Here is a 12,267-nt window from a genome sequence, read left to right as displayed (position 1 = left end):
GGATCAGAAGCACTCGTGGTTGCCCGGGAGGACTGCCAGGTTGAGGCCGCTCAACCGCAGGGAGCCGGAGGTGACGGCCCAGGTGGTCAGCTCCACGTCCGCCACCCGGATCTCGTCCGCCTGGAGGCCGAACCCGCCCGCCGGGCCCTGGCCGCCCTCGGCCTTGTCCAGTGTGCTGGCGTCGCGGCCGATCTCGATCTGGTCGAACTCGGCGTTGCCGCGCAGCTGTTCGAGGTCGAGCACCAGGTCGGTGCCGTGGACCGGGTCCGTCTCACCGGCGGTGATCACCAGGGTGGCCTCGCCGATGCCCAGGTCCCACAGGGAGGACATGCACAGGTTCTCCAGGTCGGCGGTGTTGACCGTGGACAGTCCGACGGCGCGGCCGGAGCCGTCGACGGACTCGGCGACGTCGCCGTACTGGGTGAATCCCTGTCCGGTGAGCTGGTCAGCGGACATCTTGAAGCTGTCACCGGAGACGGCGAACGAGGCGGCCAGGAGCCCCTGCGTCGTCATCCCGCCGAGGACGGCGGCGGCCGTCAGACCGGGCACGGCGATGAGGGCGAACCTCCGCCACCGTGTGCCTCCGCCACCGTCGTACTGCTCAGGCGCGTCCTGAGACGCCTGGAGCGCCTCATCGGAAGGCTTGGGCATCTGCAACCTCCAGGGTTTCGCCGCCCGGGGCGGCGAGGGGGAACGTGTGTTGCGCCGACGCGCGCCTCGCGTGTTACATGGAACACACCTACTCGGCGGTAGTGACGAACGTTACAATAGAAAATGTCACATTTCTAGATGGCGTATTCGATGTTGCAGACTCGTATCCGGCGCACTACGGGACCGCGACACCCGAACTGAAAGAGGCCTCAGTGTCCGCAGAGCGCAACGCACCACCGCCCGCCCGCTCCACCGAGCACGCCACGGACCCCCATGACTACGACGTCATCGTGGTCGGCTCCGGCTTCGGCGGCTCGGTGAGCGCCCTCCGGCTCACCGAGAAGGGCTACCGCGTCGGCGTCCTGGAGGCCGGGCGCCGTTTCACCCCGGAAACACTGCCGTCGTCCTCCTGGGACGTGCGCAACTTCCTCTGGGCGCCGCGGCTGGGTATGTACGGCATCCAACGCATCCACCTGCTGCGCGACGTCATGATCCTCGCCGGAGCCGGTGTCGGCGGCGGTTCGCTCAACTACGCGAACACGCTCTACCACCCGATGGACGCGTTCTTCGAGGATCCGCAGTGGCGGCACATCACCGACTGGAAGTCGGAGCTCGCCCCCTTCTACGACCAGGCCCGGCGCATGCTCGGCGTCCGCACCAACCCGACCGTCACCCCCTCCGACGTCCACCTGAAGGCGGTCGCCGAGGAGATGGGCGTGGGTCACACCTTCCGCCTGACCCCCGTCGGCGTGTGCTTCGGCGACGGTGCGGACGGCGACGGCAACGAGGCCGCGCCGGGCGAGTCCGTCGGCGACCCCTACTTCGGCGGCGCGGGCCCCGAGCGGCGGGCGTGCACGGAGTGCGGCGAGTGCATGACCGGCTGCCGCCACGGCGCGAAGAACACCCTCACCGAGAACTACCTGTACTTCGCCGAACGCGCGGGCGCCGAGGTCCACCCGCTGACCACCGTCGAGCGGCTGCGGGAACTGCCCGGCGGCGGTTTCGCCGTCGACACCGTCCGCACCGACGCGCCGCGTCGCCGGGAGAACGCCCGCACGTTCACCGCCGGGCAGGTCGTGGTGGCCGCCGGGACGTACAACACGCAGACCCTCCTGCACCGGATGCGCGACGCCGGGCTGCTGCCCCGCCTGTCCGCCAGGCTCGGAACGCTGACCCGGACCAACTCCGAGGCGCTCGTGGGCGCGATGAGCCGCCACGTGCCGCCGCCCGAGGACCTGACCCGGGGGGTGGCGATCACCTCCTCCATCCACCCCAACGAGAACACCCACATCGAACCGGTCCGCTACGGCAAGGGCTCCAACGCGATGGGCCTGCTCACCACGATCCAGGTGCCGGGCGGGGGGAGGGCGCCGCGCTGGCTGCGCTTCCTGGGCCGGGCCGCACGCCACCCCTACGTCTTCGCCCGCAGCCTCTCCAACCGGCGCTGGTCGGAGCGGATCATCATCGGCCTGGTCATGCAGTCCCTGGACAACTCGCTGACGACCTCGGTCAGGCGCGGCCTGCTCGGCGGACGCAAGAAGCTGACCTCGCGCCAGGGCCACGGAGAGCCGAACCCGACCTGGATCCCGGAGGGCCAGGAGGCCGCCACCCGGCTCGCCGAGCGGATCGACGGCTACCCCGGCGGCACCGTCGGCGACGTGTTCAACATCCCGATGACCGCGCACTTCCTGGGCGGCTGTCCGATCGGGGACGGTCCGGACAACGGTGTGATCGACCCCTACCACCGGCTGTACGGGCACCCCGGGATCCACGTCGTGGACGGCGCGGCGGTCACCGCCAACCTCGGGGTGAACCCGTCGCTGACCATCACCGCCCAGGCCGAGCGCGCCATGTCGCTGTGGCCGAACAAGGGTGAGCAGGACCCCCGACCCGCGCAGGGGGAGCCGTACCGGCGGCTGCGTCCGGTGTTCCCGCACGCGCCCGCGGTCCCGGCGGGCGCCTTCGCGGAGCTGCGCTACACCACCCCGCTCCCGCTGTCGGTGGTGCGCGGAGCGGACGGGGGCGAGGGGTCCCCGACCGATCGGGACGCGTCCGGGGAAGGCGCCGCCGCCGAGGGCGGGGGCGGCTCCTGAGGGACCGTTCCGCCCCGACCCGCCTGAGGAGGCGCCCGGCGCCGACCGGCCGGGCGGCCCCGGCGCACGAGTGCTCAGGCGGGCCCCGCGGGGCCGTCCTCCTTGGGGTGGCCGCCCGGCTCTCCGCGCATGTGCTCCATCGCCAGGGCGAAGTGCTCGCCCATCACGTCGTTCATCTTCTCCGCCATCTCCTGGGCCAGGACCGCGTCCACGGCCTGCTGGGCGAGCGGGCGCACCCGGCGGATCAGTTCGGCGATCTCCGCGACCTCCTCGCTGCCGGTCTGTATCACCGTCAGCGGCGCGTACTCGGCCAGGATGTGCTCGGCGACCAGGCGGACCATGTGTTCGGCGACGTCGCCGACCTTGGCGCGCAGGTTCTCCGCTATGTCGAGGACCGAGTCCACGCTCATCCCCATCCGGACCAGCTCGGCCCCGGCGTGCAGCAGGCGCGGGCTCGGGACACGGAAGCGCAGCCCGTCGCGTTCGAGCACCCGCAGGTCGATGGCCCGCTTTATCGTCCGGGGCGTCACACCCTTGCCGAAGAGGTCGCGCAGCTCGCCCACGGTGACGTAGTCGGCGATCTCGTCACTCCAGGCGTCCCCGATGGCCGACTCGAAGCCGAGGATGTCGGAGAGGCCGCCGCCGCGCTCCCAGACCGCGAACATCTCGCCGATGTTGGCGAACGTGTACCCGCGCCGCAGTAGCTGGCCGATCAGCCGCAGGCGTGCCAGGTGCGCCTCCGAGTAGATACCCACGCGTCCCTGTTTGCGGGGCGGAGCGAGCAGTCCCCGGTCCTGGTAGACCCGGACGTTGCGCACCGTCGTGTCCGCGAGCCGGGCGAGTTCGTCAATGCGGTATTCGGCCATGGGTCCAAGCCTAGAGACCGCCGCACGCGCTGTCGGCCGGTTGCCGCCTCCACCCGGCCACGACTGCGCCTCTGGGCGGGCGTTCCCGGGTCGCCGACCCCGCGCCGTCCCGTTCACCTCCACGGCTCCCCCGCGACCCGCCGAAGCTACTCGCAAGTAAATTTCCCGTCTCACCCCATTGCATTGTGACAATGCTCGTTGTAACGTTCCGGCAATGACTGTGGAGGAGATCACATGACGACCCCCCTGCCGCGCCACCTGCGACGGCTCCCCGGCCAGAACGCCATCGTCACCGGCGCCTCCGGAGCGTTCGGCAGCGCCACCGTGGCCGTCCTCCGTCACCTCGGGGTGAACGTCGTCGGCCTCGACCGCAAGCCCGCCCCCGGTGTCATCGGCTGCGACATCACCGACGACGAGCAGGTCCGCTCCTCGGTCGCCGAGGCCGTCGAGCAGCTCGGCGGCCGCCTCGACCTGCTGATCCACTACGCGGGCATCGGCCCGGCGGTCGACATCGGCCGGGAGCCCGACGTCCACGTGCACCAGGCGCTGGAGGTCAACCTGCTCGGCGCCTGGCGGGTCACCTCCGCCGCGATGCCCGCGCTGGTCGAGGGCGGGGGACGGGTCATCCTCACCTCGTCCCTGCTGGCCAACCTCCAGCTGCCCTTCGCCGGGGCCTACACGGTCTCCAAGCGGGCCCTCGCCGCCTACGCCGACTGCCTCCGCGCGGAGTACGGCACCCACGTCGGGGTCACCACCGTCTACCCCGGCTACGTCGACACCCCCATCCACGACAGCTCCCGGGCCACCGGTGTCGCGCTGGACGGCCTCGTCCCCGCCGAACGGGAACGGGACACCGTCATGTCGGTGGTCCGGGCCGCCGGAGCCAGGCGGGCCCCGCGAGACGTGGCCTCCACCGGTCTCGGCGCGGTCGCGCTCCACCTGACCCGGCACTTCCCCGGCACGACCGAACGGATCGTGTCGCTCCAGTTGGGCCTGCTCCTCGCGGACGGGGCCTTCGGCGACGCGGAGATCGCCCAGGGACTCCACGCCCGTCACGACGGTGCCAACCCCCGGCCGAACGTGTCCTGAGGAGGGACGAGATGACCACCCAGACCCCCGCCAAACCCAAGCTCACCGACCGCGAGGACATCGCCAAGCGCCTGCTGCGCGGTTCGGCCAAGGCTTCGTTCGACCCGCTCGTCGAGATCGACTGGGACGCCCCCGTCGACCCCGACATGTGGGCCATCCGCCCCGAGCGCATCTCCATCTACGGCACGCCCCTGTGGGACCAGCTGAGCGAGGAGAAGCGCAAGGAGCTCAGCCGCCTGGAGATCGCCTCCGTCGCCACCATCGGCATCTGGTTCGAGACCATCCTCATGCAGATGCTGGTGCGGCACGCCTACCACAACGACCCCACCACCAACCACGTCCAGTACGCCTACACCGAGATCGCCGACGAGTGCCGCCACACCGTCATGTTCGCCAAGATGGTGGGCAAGCTCGGCTGGCACACCTACCGGCTCGATCCGGTCGCCTACCACCTCGGGAGGGTGTTCAAGGCGATCGCGCACGGGCCGCTGATCTTCGCCGGAGCGCTGTTCGTCGAGGAGGTTCTCGACCAGCTCCAGCGTGAGGCCATCCCGGACGAGCAGGTCCTGCCCCTGGTGCGCTCCGTCTCCCGGATCCACGTGGTGGAGGAGGCGCGGCACATGCGCTACGCCCGAGAGGAGTTCGCCCGCGACTGGGCCAGGCGCGGCCCCCTCAACAGGGCCTACAGCCGTCTCATGCTCGGCCTGGTCACCTACTACTCCGCCACGCGGCTGATCAACCCGAAGGTCTACGAGCAGGTCGGACTGGACCCCAAGGAGGCGTACCGGGCCGCCAAGGCCAACCCGCACTGGATCGACACCAAGACCTGGGCTGCCCGCAAGGTCGTCGGAACCCTGACCACCGCCGGCGCCATCTCCGGCCTCGGAAAGTACTTCTGGAGGAAGGCCGGACTGCTCGGTCGCTGACCGGGCCCGCGAACGCCGGCGCCGGAGAACGAAACGCGCCACGTCCTCCGGCGTCGGCTCCCACCTCCCGGGGACTCACGCGCCCGCACGTCACCCCACCACCGCCCAGGAGCCGCTCCGCGGCGGGGTGGACCCCGACGGACGCCCGCGGCGCGATGACCCTCTCCCGGGAGCCGCGCTCCCTCGGAGGCGAACCGCGCCACGCCTCCGAGGGACCGACGCCCCGGGGACGAACGCGCCGCGTCCCCGGGGCACCCCCACCCCGACCCGACAGCAGGACCGATCCGGTTCGCACGAAGGGACCAGAACGTGACCGAAGAACCACCGCACTTCCGGGTGGCCGTCATCGGGACCGGCTTCGCCGGGATCGGCATGGCCGTCCGCCTCAGGCAGGCGGGCCTGACCGATTTCGTGGTCCTGGAACGCGCCGACGACGTCGGCGGCACGTGGCGGGACAACTCCTACCCCGGTGCCGCCTGCGACGTCCCCTCGCACCTGTACTCCTTCTCCTTCGCGCCCAACCCCGGGTGGAGCCGCTCGTTCTCCCCCCAGCCGGAGATCTGGGAGTACCTGAAGCGGGTCGCGGGCGAGTACGGCGTCGACCGCCACGTCCGCTACGGGCACGACGTCGAGGCCGCTCACTGGGAGCCGCGACGCAACCGGTGGCGGATCGAGACGAGCGGCGGCACCGTGACCGCCCAGTTCCTGGTCAGCGGAGCCGGACCGCTCGCCGACCCGTCCTTCCCGGACATCAAGGGCCTGGACTCCTTCGAGGGGACCCTGTTCCACTCGGCCGACTGGGACCACGACCACGACCTGACCGGCCGCCGGGTGGCCGTGATCGGGACCGGGGCGTCGGCGATCCAGTTCGTGCCCAGGATCCAGCCGAAGGTGGCCGCGCTCTCCCTCTTCCAGCGCACCGCGCCGTGGGTGATGTTCCGCCACGACCGCGACATCACCAAACTGGAGAGCTGGCTGTACCGCAACATCCCCCTCACCCAGCAGATCGCACGCAAGGGCATCTACTGGGGGCGGGAGAACTACGTCTTCGGCTTCGCGAAGAACCCCAGGCTCCTCGGCCTGGTGGAACGGCTCGGCCGGGCCAACATCAACCGCAGCGTCAAGGACCCGGAACTGCGCGCCAAGCTCACCCCGGACTTCCGGGCCGGCTGCAAGCGCATCCTCATGTCCAACGACTACTACCCCGCGCTGGCCCAGCCCAACGTGGACGTCGTCACCGACGGGATCGTCGAGGTGCGGCCGAACGCGGTCGTCACCCGCGACACCTCCGGCCGGGAGACCGAGCACGAGGTCGACACGATCATCCTCGGCACCGGGTTCCACGTCACCGACCCCCCGATCGCGCACCGGATGTTCGACGCCGACGGGGTCTCCCTGGCCGAGCACTGGGGCAGCACGGCCCAGGCGTTCCGCGGGACCACCGTCGCCGGGTTCCCCAACGCCTTCATCCTCGCCGGACCGAACACCGGGCTCGGTCACACCTCCCAGGTGTTCATGATCGAGGCCCAGATCCGGTACACGATGCGGGCGCTCAGGTACGCGTGCCGCAACCGGATCGACCGGATGGAGGTGCGCCCCGAGGCCCAGCGCGCCTACAACGACATGGTCGCCAAGGCGATGGAGGGCACCGTGTGGGTGTCCGGCGGCTGCGACAGCTGGTACCTGAACGAGGAGGGCCGCAACACGACGCTGTGGCCGTCCTTCACCTGGAGCTACGCGCTGCGGACCCGGTGGTTCGACCCCCACAACTACGACCTGAGGCTGAGCCGCGCACGCGGGGCCCGCAGGACCCCCGTCCCGGCGTGAGGAGGCAGAGACGATGAGCGGGTTCGGCGACGAGGAAGAGGAGTACCGGGGGCCGGTGACGATCGTCCTGACGGAAGACGGCTCCGAGGAGGGGTCCGCCGTCGAGGTCGACGCCCACCTGGCGGGCCACTTCTCCCCGCTGACCGGCGACTACCGCTGGAAGGGACGGCTGTCCGCCCACCCCGGGGTGACCGCGGCCTTCGAGAGCGGGGTGCGCACCGTCCGGGTCCGGACCCCGGACGGCCACGAGGGCGTCGGTGACCTGGACGAGCCCAACCTCTGGGGAGGGCATCCGATCAGCGGGGCGGGCACGCCGCCGTTCCCCGTTCCGGACGTCACGCTCGACGACTGACATCCGTAGGAACATCCCCCTCCCCGACCCCCGATCGAGAGGTGTCCCCCGATGGCGACCCGACACCCGGGCCAGGCCCGGGAACTCACCGTGCGCTCCGCCGACCACACCCGACTGCACGTCGAGGTGCGCGGTCCCGAGGACGGCCCGACCGTGGTCCTCGCCCACTGCTGGGCCACGTCGCTGGCGTCCTGGGGGCCGGTGGTGCGCGCGCTGGACCCCGGTCTGCGCGTGGTGCTGTACGACCAGCGCGGACACGGGCGCAGTCAGACCCCCCTCACCAAGGCCGGGTACGGCACGGACAAGCTCGCCGACGACCTGTGCGCCGTGCTGGAGGCCACCGTCCCGGAGGGGCGCAGAGCGGTCGTCGCGGGGCACAGCATCGGCGGTATGACCGTCATGGCGGCCGGTCCGCGCGCGGCGTTCGCGGACCGGGCGGCGGCCGTCCTGCTCACCAACACCGGGTGCACGCAGTTGGTCAGGCGCTCCACGGCGTTCCCGCTGCCCGGTGTGCTGGGGTACCTGGGCGCGCAGGCGTTCCTGCGCACGACGCTGCCCATGGGCCCGGCCAACCCGGTCACGGCGGCGGCGCTGGCCCACCTGGTCCTGGGAGGGCGCGCGGACCGCCGCGCCAGGCGGCTGACCGCCCGGATGGTGCACGCGTGCGAGCCCGTGGCGCGCGGCCGCTGGGGCAGGGTGCTGGCGACCCTGGAGCTGGACGACTCCGCGCGCCGGATCACCGCCCCGACCGTCGTCGTGGCCGGGGGCGAGGACAAGTTCACGCCGCCGTGGCACGCGCACCACATGGTCGACCTCATCCCGGGCGCCGACGGCCCCGTGGTCGAGATCCCGGGGGTCGGCCACATGGGACCGCTGGAGGCGCCCGAGGCGCTGGCCGAACTCTTGGAGAAGCTGGTCGCCGACCACCTGGAGGCGGCGCCGGAGGGGGCCTGAGCCGCCTTCCGGCGCCGCGGGGTCCGGGAGGTGCGTGGGGTGCCTCCCGGATCCGCACCGGGAGTCCCGAAGGCCCCCTCCCGGGAACGGCCGCGGGGGATCGCCGCGCCCCACCCCTCAGGCCGGATCCCTCGTGAGCATCGGCGCCACGTGTTCCGACACCTCCGAGTGCACCTGGTGCAGGCGCGTCTGGACCGCGCGGCGCAGCTTGGCCAGGCACTCGACCAGGGTGATGTCGTCGCCCACCAGACCGCCCTTGGCCACCAGCGGCGTCCCGTCCAGCGGCCCGCCGCTGAGGTGGCCGTGCACCGCCAACGGCACCACCTCACCGCCCACGTCCACCGCGTGCACGTCCAGCTCGTCCAGCAGACTGGCGGTCAAGTCGCCCCCGGTCAGGTACAGCCCGCTGGGCAGTGCCTGGGCTCCCGTGGTGTCGGCGATGTCGTGGATGACGCCGGCCACCAGGCGCGCGATCCGCCCCGGCAACTCGGCCCGGTCCTGGACCGGCAGTTCCCGTACACGCTCGGCGGTCGTCACCACGCGCAGTACGCACAGCTCGGGGAAGCCGGAGGAGGACAGCTGCTCGGCCAGCTCCTCGGCGACCGTCTCGGCGTGGTCGCCGTCGGGGTCGCTGAGGGCGACCGCGTCCAGATCGACGAACCGCACCGCGCCGGTCCGCGCGACCGTGGCGAGCTGGCGGCGCGTCAGGTCGGTGGTGCTGCCCGCCACCCCGAGCAGCGGCCCGCGCGACCCCGCCTGCCCGCGCAGCCGCAGGGCGTAGGCCAGCAGCGCCCCCGTGGGCCCCGGGTCGGCCGACACCCACACGACGCCCTCTGTGTGGTGCGCCTCGGCGGCGGCCTCGGCGATGTCGGTCAGGTGCTGTTCGGTGCTCGCGTCGCACAGCACCACGGGTTCGTCGCCCGCGAGGAGCTCGGCGGTGAGCATCGTCTGCGTGACCTGCCGGACCGGCACGTGCCGCACCGGCAGGTCGGTCTGGGCGGCGAGGATGTCGGCCACCACGCTGGTGGTCATCGGGGTCAGCGGGTCCAGGGCGAGGTCGGTGCGCTCCAGCGGTTGGCCGTTGAGCAGCTGCACCCCGTCCTCCGTGATCCGCCCGGATCCGGGGAACGCCGGGGTGAACAGGACCCGCACACGGGTCCCGGCGGGCACCCGCTCGCGTACGGCGTCGTAGGTGGCCTCCAGTTCGGCCCCGATGTTGCCCCGCAGCGTGCTGTCGGTCCGCTTGACCACCAGCCCCACCGGCCACACCGCCTCAACCACGTCGGTCACCAGGTCGGCGGCCTGCTCGGCGGGTACGTGGCGGCTGTCCAGGTTGGCCACGACCACGTCGTAGTCGCCTTCCACCCGGCTCACGTGCTCGGGTGTCACCGTGGCCACGCGCATCCCGGTCCGCGCGAACCGGGCACCGGTGGCGTTGGCTCCGGTGAGGTCGTCCGCCACCACGAGGACCTGGGCCACGGCACTGCTCCTTCGCACGAAACGCTGGGGTAACCTCCCTCCAACATAGAGCCAAAGCCCGCCCTCCGCCTCCGGACGGGGGACCCGTGACCCGCGAGAGGGCAACCAACCGGTTGGCACCCGGCTACCATGGGAGCATGACACGCACCGAAACCACCCGTGCGCTCCTCCTGAACGCCGCCCGGCGGGAGTTCACCGCCCATGGCATCAGCGGCGCCCGGGTCGATCGGATCGCGGAGCGGGCGGGGGTCAACAAGCAGCGCATCTACGCGTACTTCGGCAGCAAGGAGAAACTCTTCGAGCGCGTCATCGAGGGGGCCCGCCAAGAGCTCGCCGAGGTGGTGTCCCTGGACGACACCGGCCCCGCCGAGTACGTCAGGCACGTCCACGAGTACCATCGCGACCACCCCGACCTGCTGCGGCTCCTGCTGTGGGAGTCGCTGTACTACGGTGACCGCCGACTGCCCGGGGAGGACGAGCGCGCGCCCGCCTACGCCCGCAAGGTCGAGCAGCTGGCCGAGGCCCTGGGCGAGCCGCCCTCGGACCGCACCCGGCGCACCCTCCTTCTCCTGATCGGCATCGCCGCCCTGCCGAACATGCTCCCCCAGCTGTCCAGGATGGTCCTCGGCACGGACCCGGGTGATCCGGAGGCCGAGCGGGCCCTGGCGGACTTCCTCGCCGAGTTCGTCGACGCCGCGCTCGGCGCGGACGGCCGCGGCTGAGGAGCCCCGCCCGCGGCCGGATCACCCGGAGCTCGGCGCGACCACCGCCCCCGTCTCGGCGCTGCGCCGGGCCGCCTCGATGACCTCCAGCCCGTGGATCACCTCGTGCGGGTCGACCGGCGGCGGCTCACCCTCGCCGACCGCGTCCCGCACCGCCGCGTAGAACTCCGGGTAGGCGCCCCTGGCGCCGGGCACCCGCCGGACCCGACCGTCCGCCCCGAGGGTTCCCCACGCCTCCTCCGGCTGCACGCCCCAGTCCGGCGCGTCCGGGCGCTCACCCGCTCCCAGACGGTCCTCCTGGCCGTCCATCCCGTGGCTGGTGAACGCCGCCTCGTCCCCGAGCACCCGGAAACGCGGCCCGGTCTGGGCGGCCAGCGCGCTCATCCACAGGTGGGAGCGGGTGCCCCGTTCGTGTGTGAGCGCGAGGAACACGTCGTCGTCCGCCCCGACCCCGTCGCGCAGGGCGTCGACCTCGGCGTAGACCGAGGCGACCGGGCCGAACAGGTTGACCGCCTGGTCGATCAGGTGCGGCCCCAGGTCGTACAGGATCCCGGCGCCGTCAGCGACCGACCCGCTGTCCCGCCACGTTCCCCTGGCCTCGGGACGCCAGCGCTCGAACCTCGACTCGAACCGGTGCACCCGCCCCAGCGCACCCTCCTCGACCAGCCGCCACAGCGTCAGGAAGTCGGCGTCCCAGCGCCGGTTCTGGTACACGGTGAGCACCTGTTCGAGCCGCTCGGCCAGGTCGGTCAGCTCCCGCGCCTCGCCTGCGGTGAGCGCGAACGGCTTGTCGACCACCACCGCCAACCCCGCCTCCAGAGCGGCCCTCGCCAGCGGGGCGTGGGTGTGGTTGGGGGTGGTCACGACCGCGATCTCGTACCGGTCCGCGTCCGCCCACAGGTCGGCGGCGGTCGGGTAGACAGTGACCCCCGGGTAGCGGGCCTCGGCGGCCGCGCGGCGTCCGGGGTCCTTGGTGACCACGGCGGACAGGCGCAGCCCCGGGACCGCATCGATGATCGGCGCGTGGAAGACCTCGCCGCCCTTCCCGTAACCGACCAGCGCGACGTGCAGCTCGGGTCCGTCGTGTGCGCCCGGTCCGGGGCGGTGGGATGCGTCAGACATGCCCCCAATCTACGACCCGGTGACACGCGGGGATCCAGCAAGATCGGGTCGCAAGTTTTCGTATTGTTACGCAAGTTTTTGCGACAAGTCTGGACATGTGGACAAGAGGGGACTTTCATCATCAACAGATGACCTACGCCACACCGATGTGGTCGTTCGCCACCGGGCGCCCGCGGGCGGACGACG

Annotated in this window: 11 protein-coding genes; 7 read left to right on the top strand and 4 right to left on the bottom strand. The window is 71.9% G+C overall.

Annotated features, from left to right (window positions below):
• Window positions 1-3: 3 nt before the first annotated feature.
• Window positions 4-651 carry a DUF6230 family protein gene (locus DVR05_RS02805; RefSeq protein ID WP_116244221.1) on the bottom strand — a complete coding sequence of 216 codons (648 nt, stop codon included), beginning with the start codon at window positions 649-651 and terminating at the stop codon, window positions 4-6.
• A gap of 212 nt (window positions 652-863) precedes the next feature.
• Here DVR05_RS02805 and DVR05_RS02800 point away from each other — a divergent pair, with 212 nt between their 5' ends.
• On the top strand, window positions 864-2,744 hold the full coding sequence (locus DVR05_RS02800; RefSeq protein ID WP_116244220.1) for a GMC family oxidoreductase: 1,881 nt from the start codon (window positions 864-866) through the stop codon (window positions 2,742-2,744).
• A gap of 74 nt (window positions 2,745-2,818) precedes the next feature.
• On the opposite strand, the gene DVR05_RS02795 is transcribed toward DVR05_RS02800, so the two are convergent.
• Entirely contained in the window at window positions 2,819-3,610 is a 792-nt protein-coding gene (locus DVR05_RS02795; RefSeq protein ID WP_116244219.1) for a MerR family transcriptional regulator, read from the bottom strand.
• Window positions 3,611-3,844: 234 nt separating this feature from the next.
• Between DVR05_RS02795 and DVR05_RS02790 the strand changes: the two genes are divergently transcribed.
• From DVR05_RS02790 to DVR05_RS02770, 5 genes are all read left to right on the top strand, one after another.
• Window positions 3,845-4,699 (top strand): SDR family oxidoreductase, encoded by an 855-nt coding sequence (locus DVR05_RS02790; protein WP_116244218.1) that lies wholly within the window; start codon window positions 3,845-3,847, stop codon window positions 4,697-4,699.
• Window positions 4,700-4,710: 11 nt separating this feature from the next.
• Window positions 4,711-5,625 carry a diiron oxygenase gene (locus tag DVR05_RS02785; protein WP_116244217.1) on the top strand — a complete coding sequence of 305 codons (915 nt, stop codon included), beginning with the start codon at window positions 4,711-4,713 and terminating at the stop codon, window positions 5,623-5,625.
• Between the two features lie 309 nt (window positions 5,626-5,934).
• Window positions 5,935-7,452 (top strand): NAD(P)/FAD-dependent oxidoreductase, encoded by a 1,518-nt coding sequence (locus DVR05_RS02780; RefSeq protein WP_198659016.1) that lies wholly within the window; start codon window positions 5,935-5,937, stop codon window positions 7,450-7,452.
• Between the two features lie 13 nt (window positions 7,453-7,465).
• The gene (locus DVR05_RS02775) at window positions 7,466-7,804 is read left to right on the top strand and encodes a DUF4873 domain-containing protein (RefSeq protein WP_116244216.1); all 339 of its coding nucleotides are present in this window, start codon (window positions 7,466-7,468) and stop codon (window positions 7,802-7,804) included.
• 51 nt (window positions 7,805-7,855) lie between these two features.
• A complete protein-coding gene (locus tag DVR05_RS02770) occupies window positions 7,856-8,758 on the top strand; it encodes an alpha/beta fold hydrolase (RefSeq protein WP_116244215.1) in 903 nt (300 codons plus the stop codon).
• A gap of 117 nt (window positions 8,759-8,875) precedes the next feature.
• On the opposite strand, the gene DVR05_RS02765 is transcribed toward DVR05_RS02770, so the two are convergent.
• Entirely contained in the window at window positions 8,876-10,237 is a 1,362-nt protein-coding gene (locus tag DVR05_RS02765) for a four-carbon acid sugar kinase family protein (protein WP_116244214.1), read from the bottom strand.
• A 137-nt stretch (window positions 10,238-10,374) separates the two neighbouring features.
• Between DVR05_RS02765 and DVR05_RS02760 the strand changes: the two genes are divergently transcribed.
• On the top strand, window positions 10,375-10,959 hold the full coding sequence (locus DVR05_RS02760; RefSeq protein ID WP_116244213.1) for a TetR/AcrR family transcriptional regulator: 585 nt from the start codon (window positions 10,375-10,377) through the stop codon (window positions 10,957-10,959).
• A 21-nt stretch (window positions 10,960-10,980) separates the two neighbouring features.
• Here DVR05_RS02760 and DVR05_RS02755 read toward each other — a convergent pair whose 3' ends face one another.
• Entirely contained in the window at window positions 10,981-12,081 is a 1,101-nt protein-coding gene (locus tag DVR05_RS02755) for a Gfo/Idh/MocA family oxidoreductase (RefSeq protein ID WP_116244212.1), read from the bottom strand.
• Between the last annotated feature and the right edge of the window lie 186 nt (window positions 12,082-12,267).

This window comes from Nocardiopsis sp. FIRDI 009, assembly GCF_003386285.1.
Lineage (GTDB): Bacteria > Actinomycetota > Actinomycetes > Streptosporangiales > Streptosporangiaceae > Nocardiopsis.
Note: the sequence above shows the minus strand (reverse complement) of the source record. Positions and strands in the feature narration are given on the sequence as shown.

Bases quoted from the DNA above. Each gene is read 5' to 3' on its own strand.
- DVR05_RS02805 (WP_116244221.1), bottom strand. From the start codon at position 651: ATGCCCAAGCCTTCCGATGAGGCGCTCCAGGCGTCTCAGGACGCGCCT.
- DVR05_RS02795 (WP_116244219.1), bottom strand. From the start codon at position 3,610: ATGGCCGAATACCGCATTGACGAACTCGCCCGGCTCGCGGACACGACG.
- DVR05_RS02790 (WP_116244218.1), top strand. From the start codon at position 3,845: ATGACGACCCCCCTGCCGCGCCACCTGCGACGGCTCCCCGGCCAGAAC.
- DVR05_RS02785 (WP_116244217.1), top strand. From the start codon at position 4,711: ATGACCACCCAGACCCCCGCCAAACCCAAGCTCACCGACCGCGAGGAC.
- DVR05_RS02775 (WP_116244216.1), top strand. From the start codon at position 7,466: ATGAGCGGGTTCGGCGACGAGGAAGAGGAGTACCGGGGGCCGGTGACG.
- DVR05_RS02770 (WP_116244215.1), top strand. From the start codon at position 7,856: ATGGCGACCCGACACCCGGGCCAGGCCCGGGAACTCACCGTGCGCTCC.
- DVR05_RS02760 (WP_116244213.1), top strand. From the start codon at position 10,375: ATGACACGCACCGAAACCACCCGTGCGCTCCTCCTGAACGCCGCCCGG.
- DVR05_RS02755 (WP_116244212.1), bottom strand. From the start codon at position 12,081: ATGTCTGACGCATCCCACCGCCCCGGACCGGGCGCACACGACGGACCC.